This window comes from Massilia sp. P2_C2 (genome assembly GCF_056404615.1).
Genome location: NZ_JBFUDR010000004.1, coordinates 12,314 through 30,173, shown reverse-complemented (window position 1 = coordinate 30,173; position 17,860 = coordinate 12,314). Strand labels below are relative to the sequence as shown.

Here is a 17,860-nt window from a genome sequence, read left to right as displayed (position 1 = left end):
TTGCAGAAAATGAAAAATCCGCCGAGCGACGTCGACATCGAGCTGCGGATGCTGATCGAGGCTGTCTACCTCAAGTACAACTACGACTTCCGCGACTACACGGGCTCGTCGCAGAAGCGCCGCGTGCTCGCCGCCATGCGCGCGATGGCGTGCGATACGATCTCGGCCTTGCAGGCGCGCGTCATGCACGACCCGGCCGCGTTCACGCAGCTGTTACAGTTTTTGACAATACCGGTAACGGAAATGTTCCGCGATCCGGATTATTATCTGGCGGTACGCCGGCTCATCGTGCCGTTCCTGAAGACGTATGCGTCGCTGAACGTGTGGGTGGCCGGCTGCAGTACGGGCGAGGAGGTCTATTCGCTCGCGATCCTGCTGTGCGAGGAGGGCCTGCTGGAGCGCACGCAGATGTACGCGACCGACATCAATCCGGATTCGCTGGAAGCGGCCCGACGCGGCGTGATGCCGCTCGACAAGATGCGCATATACACGGAAAACTACCAGAAGGCGGGCGGCACGCGCGCGTTCTCCGACTATTACACGGCGGCCTATGGCGGCGCGCTGTTCGACCGCGCGCTCGTCGACAAGGTCACGTTTGCGGACCACAGTCTGGCGACGGACAATGTATTTGCCGAAACGCATTTCATCAGTTGCCGCAACGTGATGATCTACTTTAACCGGCGCCTGCAGAACCGGGTGCTGGGCCTGTTCCACGAATCGCTGTGCCACCGCGGCTTCCTCGGCCTCGGCAGCAAGGAAAGCATCGACTTTTCCACCTATGCCCAGCGTTTCGAGTCGCTCGCGAAGCGGGAACGGGTATTCCGCAAGGTGGCGTCGTGATGTCCGGTGACGCGACATTGCGCGCGGCCGTGCGGGGACTCCGCTTCGAGGCCGTCGTGATCGGCGGCTCGGCCGGCGGCGTGGATGCCCTCGTGACCCTGCTGCCGGCGCTGCCGGCCGGCTACCGGCTGCCCGTGATCTGCATCCTGCACATGCCGGGCGACCGCGCGAGCCGCCTGGCCGAGCTGTTCGACGAGCGCCTGCCCATGCCCGTGCGCGAGGCCGCCGACAAGGAAGAGATCGTGCCCGGCACCGTCTATTTCGCCGGGCCCGGCTATCATCTGTCCGTCGAGCGCGACCGCACGTTCTCGCTCAGCTGCGAGCCGCCCGTGCATTTCGCGCGCCCGGCCATCGACGTGCTGATGGAGTCCAGCGCGGATGCCTACGGCGCCGGCCTCGTGGGCATCCTGCTCACGGGCGCGAACCGCGATGGCGCCGACGGCATGGCGCACGTCCGCGCCCGCGGCGGCTTCACCGTCGTGCAGGACCCGGCGGACGCCCAGGTGGAGACGATGCCCGAAGCCGCCATCGAACGCAGCCAACCGGATTTGATCCTGCCGCTGGCGCGCATCCACGCCTTGTTGCCCATGTTGGAGATGAATGAATCATGAGCGCTCCCGACCCTAGCAAACTGCTGATCGTCGACGACCTGCCGGAAAACCTGCGCGCCCTCGACGCGCTGATCCGCGACGAGCAGCGCCTCGTGTTCCAGGCCCGGTCCGGCGAGGAAGCCCTGTCGCTGATGCTCGAACATGATTTCGCGCTGGCCATCCTGGACGTGCAGATGCCGGGCATGGACGGCTTCGAGTTGGCCGAGCTGATGCGCTCCACGTCGCGCACGCGCAATATCCCGATCGTGTTCGTGTCCGCCGCCGGCCGCGAGCTGAACTATGCGTTCAAGGGCTATGAGACGGGCGCCGTCGACTTCCTGTACAAGCCGCTCGACCCGGACGCCGTGCGCAGCAAGGTCAACGTGTTCGTCACGCTGGACCAGCAGCGGCGCGAGATGCAACAGCAGATGGAGGCGCTGGAAGCGGCGCGGCGCGAGCAGGAAGTGCTGCTGCGCGAACTGAACGCGACGCAGGACGAGCTGCAGCGCTCGCTGCACATGCGCGACGAATTCATGTCGCTCGTCGCCCACGAGCTGCGCACGCCGCTGAATACGCTGTTCCTGGAAACGCAGATGCGCAGCCTGCAGCTCAAGCGGGGCAACTTGCCGGCGTTCAATCCGGAGCAGATGAACAACATGATCAAGCGCGACGAGCGCCAGATCAAGGCGATGATCCGCCTGATCGACGACATGCTGGACGTCTCGCGCATGAAGAGCGGGACCCTCTCTATCCGCCCGGGCAGGGTCGAGCTGATGGCCTTGCTGGAACGCGTCGTCAACGATTTGTCGCTGCAGGCCGCGGCGGCCGGTGCCAATGTCATGCTGGCGCCGCACCAGCCCGTCGAAGGCTACTGGGATGAATTCCGCATCGAGCAGGTCGTCGTCAACCTGCTGACCAATGCCATGCGCTATGGCGGCGGCACGGTCGACGTCAGTGTTCACGATGAAGACGGCAACGTGCGCATCGCCGTGCGCGACCACGGCAAGGGCATCGCGCCGGACTACATCGACCGCATCTTCGAACCGTACGAGCGCGGTGCCAAGAGCGGCGAGCCGAAGGGCCTCGGGCTGGGGCTGTACATCTCGCGCCAGCTGGCGAAGTCGCACGGCGGCGAACTGACCGTCGAGAGCACGCCGGGCGAGGGCGCCACGTTCAGCCTCACGCTGCCGTGCATGGCCACGGTGCCGCAACCTGCCGCTGCCACGCCGGCCTGACGTCTTCACCGACATCGATCCCGTGTAGGGTGGGCACCCCTGTGCCCACGCGGACGTTTGCAATGTTCAAACGTTACGCGTGGGCCCGGGGTGCCCACCCTGCGATAGTTAAAATTAATAGATAAAATCTGTTCAATCAATTTCACACGAATCCGCGTGCGGGTTATAGTACGCACCTAAGCTTTTTTAACCCCGAAAGAGGAGTACTGCATGTCCATCATCAACACCGAAATCAAGCCGTTCAAAGCAACCGCTTACCACGCAGGCAAGTTCATCGACCTGACCGAAGCCGACTTCAAAGGCACCTGGTCGGTCCTGATGTTCTACCCGGCGGACTTCACCTTCGTCTGCCCGACCGAACTGGAAGACCTGGCTGCTTTCCAGCCGGAGTTCGACAAGATGGGCGTGAAAGTCTATGGCGTGTCGACCGACACCCACTTCGCCCACAAGGCATGGCACGACACGTCGGACGCGATCAAGAAAGTCAACTACCCGCTGATCGGCGACCCGACCGGCCTGCTGTCGCGTAACTTCGAAGTCATGATCGAAGAAGAAGGCCTGGCCCTGCGCGGCACCTTCGTGATCAATCCGGAAGGCCAGATCAAGGTCATGGAAGTGCACGACAACGGCATCGGCCGCGACGCTTCGGAACTGCTGCGCAAGGTCAAGGCAGCCCAGTACGTCGCATCGCACCCGGGCGAAGTCTGCCCGGCCAAGTGGACCGAAGGCGCTGCAACGCTGAAGCCGTCGCTGGACCTGGTTGGCAAGATCTAAGTAACGTAGGGTGGGCTCCCCGAGCCCACCATGAGTTACCGCAACAGCAGCACTTGGTAATACAGGCACCGGCCGCGAGGGGCGACCGGTGCTACCCCCTCCCTACGAGCCCAACCGGAATGGGCCCGCCGACGCAAGACAGGCGATCTCACTAGTCGATCTGCCGGTCCAGATTCACTATTTGGATTGATGGATGCGCCCGCACATGCGACGCATCGGCCTGAACACGACTGAACGAAAGGACACGACCATGCTCGAACAAGAACTGAAAAACCAACTCGCCGGCTATCTCCAACGCGTCCAGCAACCGTTCGACATCGTCGCTTCGCTCGACGACAGCGACACGTCGAAGCAGATGCTCGACCTGCTGCAGACCATCGCCGGCCTGCGCGCCGACAAGATCACGCTGCGTACCGACGGCAACGACGCCCGCAAGCCGTCGTTCTCGCTGCAACGCGTCGGCACCAGCACGAGCCTGCGCTTCGCCGGCCTGCCGCTGGGCCACGAATTCACGTCGCTCGTGCTGGCGCTGCTGTGGACGGGCGGCCATCCGCCGAAGGTCGAGCAGGAGGTCATCGACGCTATCCGCGCACTCGACGGCGACTACGAATTCGAAGTCTACATGTCGCTGACCTGCCATAACTGCCCGGACGTCGTGCAGGCCCTGGCGCTGATGGCGATCCTGAACCCGCGCGTCAAGACGACCGTGATCGAAGGCGGCGCGTTCCAGGCCGAAGTCGAGCAGCGCAAGGTGATGGCCGTGCCGATGGTGCTCCTGAACGGCGAGATGTTCGGCTCGGGCCGCATGATGATCGAAGAGATCGTCGCCAAACTGGACACGGGGGCCGGCGCCCGCGACGCCGCCAAACTGGATGCGAAGGATCCGTACGACGTGCTGATCGTCGGCGGCGGCCCGTCGGGCGCCGCGGCGGCCGTGTACGCGGCCCGGAAGGGCATCCGCACCGGCATCGCGACGGAGCGCATGGGGGGCCAGGTGAACGACACGATGTCGATCGAGAACTATATTTCCGTGCTGGAGACGGACGGCCCGAAGTTCTCGGCCGCGCTCGAAGCCCAGGTGCGCCACTATGGCGTGGACATCATGACCCAGCAGACGGCCGCGAAGATCATTCCGCCCGCCAAGCCGGGCGAACTGGTCGAAGTGCAGTTCGCCAACGGCGGTTCGCTGAAGTCGAGCACCGTGATCCTGTCGACGGGCGCGCGCTGGCGTAACGTCAACGTGCCGGGCGAGCAGGAATACAAGAACGCCGGGGTGAACTATTGCCCGCACTGCGACGGTCCGCTGTACAAGGGCAAGCGTGTCGCCGTGATCGGCGGCGGCAACTCGGGCGTGGAAGCGGCGATTGACCTCGCCGGCATCGTCGAGCACGTGACCCTGGTGGAGTTCGCGCCGCAGCTGAAGGCGGACGCCGTGCTCGTCAACAAGGCGCAGAGCCTGCAGAACGTGACGATCCACGTCAACGCGCAGACGACCGAGATCACGGGCGACGGCAGCAAGGTGAACGGCATTCGCTTCAAGGACCGCATCAGCGGCGAAGAACACCACGTTCTACTTTCCGGCGTGTTCGTGCAGATCGGCCTCGTGCCGAACACCGAGTTCCTGAAGGGCACGGTCGAACTGTCGCGCTTCGGCGAGATCGTCGTGGACGACCATGGCCGCACCAACATCCCGGGCGTGTTCGCCGCGGGCGATGCGACGACGACGCCGTTCAAGCAGATCGTGATCGCGGCAGGTGACGGCGCGAAGGCAGCATTGTCGGCCTTCGACTACCTGATCCGCATGCCGGTGGCCGTCGAGGCCGCCTGATTGCCCCAGTCCGGGTTGACGACCGCCCGGACTTTTCATGAAGCAGCGTTCCACGAGGTCCGCTGCTTTTTTTCGCCTGCCGTTTCGAAATTCGGGGTCAGAGCACAAATTCGGGGTCAGAGCACATTTCTGGTCAATGTCCAGGCGCAATGAGTTCTGCGATGTCGCCCGATGCATCGATATGGCGACGAGTGGATTGTCGTTGCCTGCTGAAGTGGCTTGCGTTAAGGATCGTGCCGCAAAATGTGCTCTGACCCCGAATTTCGCGCGAGGTCCGCTGCTTTTTTTTCGTCTGCCGTTTTGGTAATGTAGTGATCGCAACAGGATATGTTAAGATCGCTACATCAACAAGGAGTGGCATGGACGACGTTTCTCCACGCTGGCAGCTGCTGATCGTCAGCCTGCCGAGCAACAGCACCACGCTGCGCATGCGCGTCTGGCGTGCGCTGAAGGCGCTCGGCTGTGCCGCGCTGCGCGATGGGGTCTATCTGCTGCCGTGGACGGCCGCGCTGGAAGAACAGTTGCGCGGCCTCGCGGACGAGGTCGCGCGCGAGCAGGGGACGGCATGGCTGCCCGCCGTCCAGGCCCGTTCGACGGCCGAGGACGAGGCCTACCGCGCGCTGTTCGACCGCGCCGCCGAGTACCGGGAATGGACGCGCGCCGTGGGCGATGCGGGCCAGGCGCTGGCCGGCATGAAACCGCAGGATGTGCAGCGCACCTTGCGCCGGCTGCGCCGCGAGTTCGACGTCCTGCGCGCCATCGATTATTTTCCCAACGACGCCAGTGCCCGGGCGGAGGCCGCGTGGACGGAACTCGCCAAAGCCGCCGAGCAGCGCCTGGCGCCGGGCGAGCCGCAGGCCGCGGCGGATGCGATCGTGCGGCGCGACCCGGGCGCGTACCGCGGGCGGACGTGGGCCACGCGCCGCCGCCTATGGGTCGACCGCGTCGCCAGCGCGTGGCTGATCCGCCGCTTCATCGATCCCGACGCCCGCTTCCTGTGGCTGGACGCGCCGGGCGATTGTCCGCCGGACGCCCTCGGCTTCGACTTCGACGGCGCCGCCTTCACCCATGCCGGTCCCCGCGTCACGTTCGAAGTGCTCGCGGCCAGTTTCGGCCTCGACGGCGACACCGGCCTCGCGCGGCTCGGCGCCATGGTGCGTGCGCTGGACGTGGGCGAGGGCTTCGTGCCCGAGGCGGGCGGCTTCGAGGCCGTGCTGGCCGGCGCGCGCCGGCGGCTGATCGATGACGACGCGTTGCTGGTGGAGATCGGCGGCGTGCTCGATTCGCTGCATATCCATTTTTCCAATCCTGAAGAGGAGTCTTCATGACCCGCTATACCCTGTGGCAACTGGTGGCCTATATGCTGCGCCTGGGCGCGCTCGGCTTCGGCGGCCCCGTCGCGCTGGTGGGCTATATGCACCGCGACCTCGTCGAGGAGCGCGGCTGGATCGAAGAGGCCGACTATCGCGAGGGCATGGCCCTGTCGCAGCTCGCGCCCGGACCGCTGGCGGCGCAGCTCGCGATCTACCTCGGCTACGTCCATTACCGCCTGCTGGGGGCGACGCTGGTGGGCCTGGCCTTCGTGCTGCCATCCTTCCTGATCGTGCTCGCCCTCGGCTGGGCCTATGTGCGCTTCGGCGGGCTGCCGTGGATGCAGGCCGTGTTCTATGGCGTCGGCTCGGCCGTCATCGGCATCATCGTGATGAGCGCGAAGAAGCTGACGGAAAAGAGCGTCGGCCGGGATGGGCTGCTGTGGGCCGTCTACCTGCTGCTGGCGGCCGTCACGATCGCGACGGAATCCGAGGTGGCGTGGCTGTTCGTCGCGGCCGGCATCGTCGTCTGGCTGTGGCGCGCGCCCCCCAGGCTGGCTGGCCGGGGCCTGCGCGCGGTCGCGCTGCCGCAGATCGTGCTCGCCGCCGGCCTGGCCGGATCGGTCGACACGTCCGTGCTGACCAGCATCGCCCTGTTCTTCGCCAAGGCCGGCGCGTTCGTGTTCGGCTCGGGCCTCGCGATCGTGCCCTTCCTGTACGGCGGCGTCGTCACCGAGCATCACTGGCTCACGGAAAAGCAGTTCGTCGATGCGGTGGCCGTGGCGATGATCACGCCGGGGCCCGTCGTCATCACGGTCGGCTTCATCGGCTACCTCGTGGCGGGATTGCCCGGCGCGACCGTCGCCGCGCTCGCCACGTTCCTGCCGTGCTACCTGTTCACCGTGATCCCCGCGCCTTACTTCAAGCGCTACGGCAAGCTGCCGGGCGTCATCGCCTTCGTCGACGGCATCACGGCGGCGGCGGTCGGGGCGATCGCCGGGTCGGTCGTCATCATCGCGAAGCGCACGATCGTCGACGTCCCGACGGCGCTGATCGCCGTCGCCACGATCGTCCTGTTGTGGCGCTACCGGAAGCTGCAGGAACCGGTCGTCATCGCCGCCGCTGCCATCCTGGGCCTCGTCGTGCACCCGTTGCTGTCGGCCTAGCGGATCCTGGGTGGGTTGATTGACTCACTGACTGACGAACGTATTGACGCTGCCGGGATCGATCCACGCCGTCGCGACGCCGCCCGTCACCGTGTACTGCCCCGCATAGCCGGTGTTGTCCGTCGACGTGGTGCGGTATTTCGTGAAGCCGGGAGCGGCGCTGCCGACCTGCAGTTGCAGCTGGCGCTGCGACGTGCCGTTGTTGATGGCCACGACGATCAGTTTGCCGGCGGTGTCCTTGTAGGCCGTGACGAAGACGTCGGCATACGGTTTTTCGGTTGCCGCGACGCGCACGGCGCCGGGGCGGACGTATTTCGCGAACTGCGCCATGATGTAGCCGCGCTTGCTGACGTTGCCGTCCTCCGTGAGCAGGCCGTACGAGCGGCGGATGTACCACCAGACGTAGGCGTTGTAGTTGGCCACCATGCTGTTGTGCAGTTCCAATGCCACCGGCATCGCTTTCGTCCAGTCGTTCGCGTCGGATGTGCTGTCGGTGAAGTGCTCCGTCATCCACACCTCCTTGCCCTTGGCGCGGGCGAGGGGATAGTCGGTCGGGCTCACGCCGTACAGGTGGCCGGCCACGATGTCGAACTGCGGCGCGGCCGTCGCGCTGTTGAGAATCGGATCGGTGAGCGGTTTGTAGAAGGTGGCGGACTCGGCCGCGATGACCTTGTAGTTGCCGAAGCGCGAACCCTGGCCGGAGAGGAAATCGATGAATTCCTGCGAGCTCCACAGGCAGCTTTCGTAGTCCGGGTCGAAGTCCGGTTCGTTCTGGATCGAGATGGCGTACAGCGCCGCGCCGCCGGCCTGCATCGTGCTCGCGAAATTCAGCAGGTGCGTCGCGTAGTCGCCGTAGTGGCTCGCGGACAGATGGCCGGAGACGAGGCTGTTGTTGGTCTTCATGCTCGCCGGCGGCGTCCACGGCGTCCCGAACAGGATGGCACCCTTCGCCTTGGCCAGCTGCGCGGACGCCAGTTGCGTGGACCACTTGCTGGAATCGGGGTCGATGCGCAGGCGCATGATCGAAAGGCCGATCTGGCCCGTGCCGGTGCCGAACGCGGCGTCGATCTGGGCCGGGGTCAGTTCCGCCGCCCAGCCGGCGCCGCTGAAGCCGCCGAAGCCGCGCACGGTCTGGTACGTCGTGGCCGGGTTGACGGTGACCGTCTGCGCGGAGGCGCCGGCGATAACAGCGGATGACAAGAGAAGCGCCGACGCGACGCGGCGGGTAGTGCGCGAAAAAGCATGAGGCATGAACGTCTCCGTGATCGGTTGGTTGCCGGGCGGGCGGCCCGGGAGTTCACTGCGTGTGCTGCTTTGACTGCGGACCCATGCCGGGATCGCCGGCAGGCAGGACGAGCGACACCGGTGCCCGAATGGGGCACGAGGTCACCGTGAAAAAATGCGGACTGTCGAGGGGGCGCGCTCAGCGCGGGAAGGGACGGGGGACGGGGCGAGGAAGCGGATGCGGTCGGCGACGCGGGATCAGGATGTGCGGCATGGCTCCTCCGGTTATTGTTATTTACTGTTATTTCACAAAATTATGTTTTATATAACATTTTGTTGTGAACATCTTACGCCGCAGCGGATGCCTGATCAAACCAAAGATTGTTAACAGTAATTCACAAATTGTATTTATGCCAATTGGGTGGGGGCCATGTCGCGCGCGCGCCGGCGGCGCTGGCCGTTGCGCCGTTCGTAGCGGATCGCCTGCGGCACCGGCCGCGCGCCCGTGCCGTCCAGGCCGAAGTCCAGCGCGTGGCGCAGGCCGCGCACGCTGACCGGTTTCGTGACGGTGGCACTGAATGCGTCGTACAGCGGCGGGAACGGTGCGTCTTCGTCGAGCAGCAGGATCGTCGGGGTGTCGGGGGCGAGGCGGGAGAGTTCGCCGGGCAGGGCGCGACGCTCGCCGGCGGCGTGCGCGCGGGAAGTCAGGATCACATCGAAATGCAGCGCCCGGGTGGCGTTCAGCGCGGCCTGGGCCGTCGTCGTCTCGGCCACGACATAGCCGAGCGACTTGAGCAGGGTGGCACTGTGGCGGCGCGTGGCCGCGTCATCGTCGTATAACAGGGCGTACTTCATGGATGAGTCCTCCTGCCTCAGGTATGGCGCTCGGGCTGCTATTGTTCAACTGTCAAGTTGTAACAAGGTGCGCGGTGCGTGAAGGGATGCGCTTCGTCTTCGTCAATGGAAGAACAGCGGCGCCATGCCGCCCAACGCATCGGTTTCGCACAGCAGCCAGGTTGCGGCGGTCGCCAGCGCGACGTGGGCTGCGGTCCAGGCTTTGGTTGTGGGGAAGAAGCGGGTCATGATGAACCTCCGGATTGCCGATTTCTGATTGTTGACCACATCTTAAATTGCGTACTTGGGGGTAACTATCGGCTGGAAATCCGTCGCGCTGTAGGACGGCGCCTCGTCTCTCTGTCTGAACGCTTGTGTCACCTCGTCGTAGCGATCCTACGGTCGCTGTAGGTTGCGTCCTATGGCGTGCCGCCGTGCTCAGGCCTAGAGTGGTTGCATCATGACCACACACGACCCCCGACTCCTCCACAAGGGTGTGCTTGCGGTACGCCGCAACACCATCCGCCGCCTGCTGCATACGGTATTCGGCATCGAACACCTGCGCGACGGCCAGCAACGCGTGATCGACAGCGTCCTCGATGGCAGGGACACGCTGGCCATCATGCCGACCGGCAGCGGTAAATCGCTGTGCTACCAGATTCCCGCCCGCATCCTCGACGGCATGACGATCGTCGTCTCGCCGCTGATCTCGCTGATGAAGGACCAGCTGGAAAAGCTCGGCGAGCTGGGCATCCATGCCGGGCAGGTCAACAGCAGCCTGTCGGCCGAGGAAGAACGCACGGCGCTCGCGGCGATCGGGGAGGGCCGTTGCGAGATCGTGTTCTGCACGCCCGAGCGCCTCACGATGCCGGAATTCGTCGACGTATTGAGGCTTGTTCCCATTGCCCTGGTCGTCGTCGACGAGGCTCACTGCATCTCGCAATGGGGCCACGATTTCCGCCCGGCCTACCTCGAGATGGCCGCCGCGATCGAGGCGCTGGGCCGTCCGCCCGTGCTGGCGCTGACGGCCACGGCGACCGAGGAAGTCGTCGAGGACATCGGTCGCCAACTCATTGGCCAACACCGTCGGCCGCGGATGAACGTCATCAACACGGGCATCTATAGGCCGAACCTGCAGTATCGCGTGCTGCAGGTGACGAACCCCGACGAGAAGCTCGCGGCCGCGCTGCGGCTCGTGCGCGAGACACAGGGCACGGGCATCGTCTACGCGGCCACCGTCAAGGCAGCCGAGGAAATGCACGCGCTGCTGGAGGAGGCGGGAGAGTCCGTTACCCTGTACCACGGCAAGCTTCACGCGGCCGAGCGCAAGGCCAACCAGGACCTGTTCATGAACGACGAGCGGCGCGTGATGGTGGCGACGAACGCGTTCGGCATGGGCATCGACAAGCCGGACACGCGCTTCGTCATCCATCTGCAGATCCCGGCGACCTGGAAGCGTACTACCAGGAATCCGGCCGCGCGGGCCGCGACGGCCAGGATGCCCGGTGCACCCTGCTGTTCCTGCAGGACGACAAGCGCGTGCAGCAGTTCTTCCTCGTGAAGCACTACCCGACCGCGGACGAGATCTGCGCCGTCTACGACGCCGTGCGCACCCTGCTCGAGAACGAGACGGCCACGCCGGACCGCATCGAGGACGTATCGGGCGATCTTGCGGGCCCGCACCTGAAGGTCTGCCTGAAACTCTTGAAAGATGCGAAGCTGCTGCGCCAGAACCGCAAGCTGGCCTACGCCCCGGGCAGCGCCGTGCCGGACGACAAGCTGTTCGCCGCGATGGCCGAGGTCTACCGCCAGAAGCAGGAGCGCGACAGGGAAGCGCTGGAGCAGATGGTGGCGTATGCCGTCAGCGGTTTCTGCCGCTGGAAGCTGCTGCTCGATTACTTCGGCGACGAGGTCGAGGGCTTCGAGCAGTGCTGCCGCTGCGACAACTGCCTGAATCCGCCGGCCGCCGTGCTGACGGAGGATATCGACATCCGCGACGACGAGTTCGACCGCGCGCCGGACACGGAAGTCGCGGCCGGTCCCACGTTCGAGCCGGGCGCGCGCGTGACGGTGCCGAAGTATGGCGAAGGCGTCGTATTGACCGCTGCCTCCGACCAGGTCACGATCGACTTCCCGGGCGGCGAGGCGCGCGCGTTCCTCGCCGATTTCGTCACGCCGGCATGAGTGACATGGTCGTCGTACGCAAGGAAGGCCTGTACTGCGTGCCGGGCCAGTTCTACATCGACCCGTGGCGGCCGGTGGACCGGGCCGTCATCACCCATGCGCACGGCGACCACGCGCGCTGGGGCCACCGGCATTACCTGGCCTCGAACGACAGCGTCGGCATCCTGAAGTCGCGCCTCGGCCACGACATCCACATCGACGGGCTCGCGTACGGCGAGCGCATCGTCCACAACGGCGTGGCGATCTCGCTGCATCCCGCCGGGCACGTGCTTGGTTCCGCCCAGGTCCGGATGGAACACGAAGGCGAGGTCTGGGTCGCGTCCGGCGACTACAAGGTCGAGCCGGACGCCACGTGCGCGCCGTTCGAGGCCGTACGCTGCCATACCTTCATCACGGAATCCACGTTCGGCCTGCCGATCTACCGCTGGGATCCGCAGCAGGAAGTGTTCGACGACATCAACCGCTGGTGGCGGCGCAATGCGGAGGAAGGCCGCACGAGCATCCTGTATGCCTACGCGTTCGGCAAGGCGCAGCGGCTGCTCCATGGCTTGAACTCTTCCCTCGGTCCCATCGTGTGCCATGGTGCCATAGAGCCACTGAACCGCATTTACCGCGAGGGCGGCGTGCATCTTCCGCACACGCGGCTCGTCAGCGCAACGGACAAGGCCGACCTCAAGAAGGCGCTGGTGCTGGCGCCGCCGTCGGCCGCCGGCTCGCCGTGGACGCGCCGCTTCGGCGATTATTCCGATGCGTTCGCCAGCGGCTGGATGCTGCTGCGCGGTGCGCGCCGGCGGCGCGGCGTGGACCGCGGCTTCGTGCTCTCGGACCACGCCGACTGGCCCGGCCTGCTCGACGCCATCCACGCGACCGGCGCGCAGCAGGTGATCGTCACGCATGGCTCCATTCCCGTGATGGTGCGCTGGCTGTGCCAGATCGGCCTCGATGCGAAGGCATTCGACACCGAGTACGGCGAGGAGGACGACGAAGCCGTCACGGCCACGCCGGGCGAACCGCAAGGGGAACAAGGGGCGGAGGAGGCAAAGGATGCGTGAATTCGCCCGCCTGTACGCCGAACTCGACGAGACCACCGCCACCAACCGCAAGCTCGAGGCGCTGCAGAATTACTTCGCCAGCGCCGCGCCGGAAAACGCCGCCTGGGCCGTCTACTTCCTCGCCGGCGGCAAGCCGCGCCAGGCCGTGCCGAGCAAGCTGCTGCGCCAGTACGCCATCGAGTACGCGGGCCTGGACGACTGGCTGTTCGACGAATCGTACGCGGCCGTCGGCGACATGGCCGAGACCATCGCCCACATCCTGCCGCAGCCGAAGCGCCACAGCGACGTCGGCCTGGCCGTGTGGATGGAAGAGCGCATCGGCCCGCTGCGCGGCGCCGACCCCGGCACGATCCGGGAGGCGCTGTTCGCGTACTGGGACGAGTTGACGTGGCGCGAACGCTTCCTGTTCGTGAAGCTGATCGGCGGCGGCTTTCGCGTGGGCGTGTCGAAGCTGCTCGTCACGCGCGCGCTGGCGTCGATCGCCGCGGTCGATTCGAAACTGATCGCACAGCGCCTGATGGGCTGGACGGACGGCCGCGTGCAGCCGACGGCGACGGGGTTCCTGCAACTGATCGCTGCGCAGACCGACGATGAACACAGGCTGCGCGGCGGCCAGCCTTACCCCTTCTTCCTCGCGCACCAGTTGCAGGGCGACCCGAGCGCGCTTGGCGACATGGGCGACTGGCAGGTCGAATGGAAGTACGACGGCATCCGCGCCCAGCTGGTGCGGCGCGGTGGCCAGAATTACCTGTGGTCGCGCGGCGAAGACCTGATCACGGAGCGCTTTCCCGAGTTGGCAAGCCTCTCCCTGCCGGAAGGGACCGTGGTCGACGGCGAGGTACTGATCTGGACGACGGGCGACGCGCCCGCGCCGTTCGCCGACCTGCAGAAGCGCATCGGCCGCAAGACCTTGTCCGCGAAACTGCTGGCCGAGCTGCCGGCAAGGCTGCTCGCGTACGACCTGCTGGAACTGGACGGCGTCGACACGCGCGCGCTGCCGCAGCACGAGCGGCGCGCGCTGCTGGAGACGCTCGTCACGGGCGCCGCGCAGCCGCAGCTGAAGATCTCGCCGCTGGTGACGGCCGACAGCTGGGAAGACCTCGGCAGGCTGCGGGCCGAATCGCGGGCGCGCGGCGTGGAAGGCATGATGCTGAAGGCGAGGAATGCGCAGTACGGCGTCGGCCGCACGAAGGACGTGGGCACGTGGTGGAAGTGGAAGATCGATCCGTACGCCGTCGACGCGGTGCTGATCTATGCACAGGCGGGCAGCGGCCGGCGCGCGTCGCTGTACACCGATTACACGTTCGCCGTGTGGGATGGCGACGGGGCCGAACGCAGGCTCGTCCCGTTCGCGAAAGCCTATTCCGGCCTGACGGATGCCGAGATCGCGCAGGTCGACAACATCATCCGCAAGACGACGGTGGAAAAATTCGGGCCCGTGCGGTCCGTGCGGCCGACGATGGTGTTCGAGATCGGTTTCGAGGGCATCGCGCTGTCCACGCGCCACAAGGCCGGCATCGCCGTGCGCTTTCCGCGCATCCTGCGCCGGCGCGACGACAAGACGGTCGAGCAGGCCGATACGCTCGATACGTTGAAGGGTCTGCTCGAGGCGGCGGGACCATGAGCAAGGGGCAGGCAGAGCAGGCAGTCGACACGTGGTTCGCCGCGCGCGACTGGAAGGTGTTCCCGTTCCAGCGCGCCGTGTGGAAGGCGGCGCTCGCGGGCGAATCGGGCCTGCTGCACGCGAACACGGGCGCGGGCAAGACCTATGCCGTGTGGTTCGCCGCATTGCTGCGTGGGGCAAACCGGAATCGCCGTGCCAACACAGGCCTGCGCGTGCTGTGGATCACGCCGATGCGCGCGCTCGCGGCGGACATGCAGCGCTCGCTGGAGACGTCGGCGGCGGAACTGGGCGCCGCCAGCCCGGACGTGATCGGCGCGTGGACCATCGGCGCGCGCACGGGCGACACGGGCGCGGCCGAGCGCGCGCGCCAGTCGAAGGCGCTGCCGGGTGCCCTGATCACGACGCCGGAAAGCCTGTCGCTGCTGCTGTCGCACGCGGCCGCGCGCGACCAGTTCAAGCACCTGGACATGATCATCATCGACGAGTGGCACGAGCTGATGGGCAGCAAGCGCGGCGTGCAGGTGCAGCTGGCGCTGGCGCGCCTCAGACGCTGGAATCCCGGCCTCGTCGTGTGGGGACTGTCCGCCACGATGGGCAACCTGGCGGAGGCGCGCGCCGTGCTGCTGGGCGAGCCAGGCGCGGGCGTGCTCGTCGAGGGCGACCTGAAAAAGCAGATCGTCGTCGACTGCCTCGTGCCGCGGAGCGTGGCGCGCTTTCCGTGGGCCGGCCACCTGGGCCTGCAGATGCTGCAACCCGTCATCGACGAGATCGAACGCCACGAGGCGACGCTGGTCTTCACGAACACGCGCTCGCAGTCGGAGCTGTGGTACCAGAACCTGATCGAGGCGCGCCCCGACTGGGCCGGCCTCGTCGCGCTGCACCACGGCTCGCTCGACCGCGAGGTGCGCGACTGGGTCGAGACGGGCCTGAAACGCGGCGACCTGAAAGCCGTCGTGTGCACGGCGAGCCTGGACCTCGGCGTCGATTTTCTGCCCGTCGAGCGCGTGCTGCAGGTCGGCAGCGCCAAGGGCATCGCGCGGCTGCTGCAGCGGGCAGGGCGCAGCGGCCACGCGCCGGGCCGCATCTCGCGCGTGACCCTGGTGCCGACCAACAGCCTCGAACTGCTGGAGGCGGCCGGCGCCAGGCGGGCCGTCGCCACGCGCCGCATCGAAGCGCGGCAGGTGCCGAACAAGCCGTTCGACGTGCTCGTGCAACACCTCGTCACCGTCGCGCTGGGCGGCGGCTTCCGTTCCGAAGAATTGTATGAAGAGGTGAAAAGCGCCTGGTCGTACCGCCACCTGACGCCGGAGGAATGGCAGTGGGCGCTGGATTTCGTCGCGCGCGGCGGCCAGAGCCTGACGATTTATCCGGAGTACCGGCGCGTGCTGCCGGACGAGGAGGGCGTCTACCGCGTGCCGGACGTAAAGATCGGCCGGCGCCACCGCATGGGTATCGGCACCATCGTGTCCGACGCGCAGATGCAGGTGAAGTACGTGAGCGGCGGACGCATCGGCAGCGTGGAGGAATCGTTCATCGGCCGGATGAAGCCGGGCGACCGCTTCCTGTTCTCGGGCCGCATCCTGGAACTCGTGCGCGTGCACGAGATGACGGCATTCGTGAAGCGCTCGGATTCGACGCGCGGCGCCGTCAGCCGCTGGCAGGGCACCAAGATGCCGTTGTCGTCCGAACTCGCGCATGCGGCGCTGGAAGAACTCAAAATGGCCAGCGAAGGCTTATACGACGGCCCCGAGATGCGCGCGCTGCAGCCGCTGCTGGAGATCCAGGCGCGCTGGTCGGCGCTGCCCGGCAGCGACGTGCTCGTCGTGGAGAGCATGAAGAGCCGCGAGGGACATCATCTGTTCGTCTATCCGTTCGCCGGGCGCGCCGTGCACACGGGGCTCGCGTCGCTGTTCGCCTTCCGCATCGGGCGCGTGCTGCCCAATACCTTTTCCGTCGCCGTCAACGACTACGGCTTCGAGCTGCTCGCTTTGGCCCCCGTCGACTGGGCGTCTTTGTTCGCGGCCGAGACGGGGGCTGGCGTCGGCCTGTTCGACACGTCGCACCTGCTGGAAGACGTGCTGGACAGCCTCAACGCGACCCAGCTGTCGCAGCAGCGCTTCCGCGAAGTGGCGCGCATCGCGGGGCTCGTGTTCCAGGGCTACCCGGGCCAGCACAAGTCCATGCGCCAGGTGCAGGCGTCGTCGTCGCTGTTCTTCGAGGTCTTCCGCAAGCACGACAGCGACAACCTGCTGCTGACGCAGGCCGAGCGCGAGGTGCTGGAGCAGGAACTGGAACTCACGCGCCTGCGCGACACGCTCGTGGAACTGCACGCGCGCCGCATCGCGTTTCGCGAGGTCAGGCGCGCCACGCCGTTCGGCTTTCCGCTGATGGTCGAGCGTTTCCGCGAAAAGGTCAGCACGGAAAAGCTGGCGGACCGTGTCGCGCGCATGGTGCGGGAACTGGAAAAGGCGGCGGAACGATGAGAATCGAAGGCAGCGTGGTCATCGAAGCGGGCGGCGAGGCGTTGTGGCTGTTGCCGCAGAAAGCCGTGTACTGGCAGCGCGAACGGTTGCTGGCCATCGCCGACATCCATTTCGGCAAGGCGGCCGCGTTCCGTTCGTTCGGTATTCCCGTGCCGCGCGGCACGACGAGCGAGAATCTCGATGCGCTGGATGCACTGATCGATGCGACCGGGGCGCACCACGTGTTGTTCCTCGGCGACTTCCTGCATGCGCGCGCGGCGCACGCGGCCGGGACGCAGGCCGCCATGCTCGCGTGGCGCCGGCGCAGGCAGGATCTCGTGCTGACGCTCGTGCGCGGCAACCACGACAAACACGCAGGCGACCCGGCCGAGGCGCTGGGCATCGCGCTCGTCGACGAGCCGTACACGGTCGGCCCCATGTCCTTCTGCCACCATCCGGACCTGGACGCGCCCGGCTATGTGCTGGCCGGCCACGTCCACCCGGTTTATGTCTTGGCGACACGTTTCGACGCATTGCGCCTGCCGTGTTTCGTGGCGGGGCCGCGTCGGATGATCCTGCCGTCGTTCGGATCTTTTACCGGCGGATACACCGTCCGTCCGGACGAAGGCGATCGCATTTATGTGACCTCAGGCGAGGCCGTGCACAACGTACGCTAACGCACCGAGCCCGGCCGGGGCAGGGCGTAAGCTGATTGTATCGACAACAAGATTCGTCGG

At 66.3% G+C, this 17,860-nt stretch carries 14 protein-coding genes and 1 pseudogene; 12 read left to right on the top strand and 3 right to left on the bottom strand.

Translation table 11 applies throughout. The annotated features are described in order from the left end of the window. Positions 1-9: 9 nt before the first annotated feature. The 7 genes from AC1DYX_RS01100 to AC1DYX_RS01070 all read left to right on the top strand — a co-directional run bounded on the left by AC1DYX_RS01100 (position 10) and on the right by AC1DYX_RS01070 (position 7,743). Positions 10-840: a CheR family methyltransferase gene (locus tag AC1DYX_RS01100; protein ID WP_477255415.1), complete on the top strand. Its 831-nt coding sequence runs from the start codon at positions 10-12 to the stop codon at positions 838-840. Beyond that, positions 840-1,451, top strand: a complete 612-nt coding sequence (locus AC1DYX_RS01095; protein ID WP_477255462.1) for a chemotaxis protein CheB — start codon at positions 840-842, stop codon at positions 1,449-1,451. Before AC1DYX_RS01100 ends, AC1DYX_RS01095 begins: the two co-directional genes overlap by 1 nt. Beyond that, a complete protein-coding gene (locus AC1DYX_RS01090) occupies positions 1,448-2,665 on the top strand; it encodes a hybrid sensor histidine kinase/response regulator (protein ID WP_477255413.1) in 1,218 nt (405 codons plus the stop codon). The genes AC1DYX_RS01095 and AC1DYX_RS01090 overlap by 4 nt, the downstream gene beginning before the upstream one ends. Positions 2,666-2,875: 210 nt before the next feature. Beyond that, a complete protein-coding gene (gene ahpC, locus AC1DYX_RS01085) occupies positions 2,876-3,439 on the top strand; it encodes an alkyl hydroperoxide reductase subunit C (RefSeq protein WP_166861448.1) in 564 nt (187 codons plus the stop codon). Between the two features lie 250 nt (positions 3,440-3,689). Next, entirely contained in the window at positions 3,690-5,267 is a 1,578-nt protein-coding gene (gene ahpF, locus AC1DYX_RS01080; protein ID WP_477255410.1) for an alkyl hydroperoxide reductase subunit F, read from the top strand. Positions 5,268-5,626: 359 nt separating this feature from the next. After that, the gene (locus AC1DYX_RS01075; RefSeq protein WP_477255408.1) at positions 5,627-6,595 is read left to right on the top strand and encodes a chromate resistance protein ChrB domain-containing protein; all 969 of its coding nucleotides are present in this window, start codon (positions 5,627-5,629) and stop codon (positions 6,593-6,595) included. After that, entirely contained in the window at positions 6,592-7,743 is a 1,152-nt protein-coding gene (locus AC1DYX_RS01070; protein WP_477255406.1) for a chromate transporter, read from the top strand. The genes AC1DYX_RS01075 and AC1DYX_RS01070 overlap by 4 nt, the downstream gene beginning before the upstream one ends. A gap of 24 nt (positions 7,744-7,767) precedes the next feature. Here the strand turns inward: AC1DYX_RS01070 and AC1DYX_RS01065 are convergent, their stop codons facing one another. The 3 genes from AC1DYX_RS01065 to AC1DYX_RS01055 form a co-directional block, all read right to left on the bottom strand. Further along, the gene (locus tag AC1DYX_RS01065; RefSeq protein ID WP_477255404.1) at positions 7,768-8,994 is read right to left on the bottom strand and encodes a glycoside hydrolase family 30 beta sandwich domain-containing protein; all 1,227 of its coding nucleotides are present in this window, start codon (positions 8,992-8,994) and stop codon (positions 7,768-7,770) included. A gap of 381 nt (positions 8,995-9,375) precedes the next feature. After that, positions 9,376-9,822: a response regulator gene (locus AC1DYX_RS01060; RefSeq protein WP_477255402.1), complete on the bottom strand. Its 447-nt coding sequence runs from the start codon at positions 9,820-9,822 to the stop codon at positions 9,376-9,378. Between the two features lie 102 nt (positions 9,823-9,924). After that, on the bottom strand, positions 9,925-10,050 hold the full coding sequence (locus AC1DYX_RS01055; RefSeq protein WP_477255400.1) for a hypothetical protein: 126 nt from the start codon (positions 10,048-10,050) through the stop codon (positions 9,925-9,927). A gap of 211 nt (positions 10,051-10,261) precedes the next feature. On the opposite strand from AC1DYX_RS01055, the pseudogene AC1DYX_RS01050 reads away from it, so the two are divergent. From AC1DYX_RS01050 to pdeM, 5 genes and pseudogenes are all read left to right on the top strand, one after another. Next, a pseudogene (locus tag AC1DYX_RS01050) lies at positions 10,262-11,985 on the top strand (RecQ family ATP-dependent DNA helicase). After that, positions 11,982-13,037 (top strand): ligase-associated DNA damage response exonuclease, encoded by a 1,056-nt coding sequence (locus tag AC1DYX_RS01045; RefSeq protein WP_477255398.1) that lies wholly within the window; start codon positions 11,982-11,984, stop codon positions 13,035-13,037. Before AC1DYX_RS01050 ends, AC1DYX_RS01045 begins: the two are co-directional and overlap by 4 nt. Continuing rightward, positions 13,030-14,661, top strand: a complete 1,632-nt coding sequence (locus AC1DYX_RS01040) for an ATP-dependent DNA ligase (RefSeq protein WP_477255396.1) — start codon at positions 13,030-13,032, stop codon at positions 14,659-14,661. Before AC1DYX_RS01045 ends, AC1DYX_RS01040 begins: the two co-directional genes overlap by 8 nt. After that, entirely contained in the window at positions 14,658-17,144 is a 2,487-nt protein-coding gene (locus AC1DYX_RS01035; protein ID WP_477255394.1) for a ligase-associated DNA damage response DEXH box helicase, read from the top strand. The genes AC1DYX_RS01040 and AC1DYX_RS01035 overlap by 4 nt, the downstream gene beginning before the upstream one ends. Beyond that, positions 17,141-17,800, top strand: a complete 660-nt coding sequence (gene pdeM / locus AC1DYX_RS01030) for a ligase-associated DNA damage response endonuclease PdeM (RefSeq protein ID WP_477255392.1) — start codon at positions 17,141-17,143, stop codon at positions 17,798-17,800. Before AC1DYX_RS01035 ends, pdeM begins: the two co-directional genes overlap by 4 nt. The last annotated feature ends 60 nt before the right edge of the window (positions 17,801-17,860 follow it).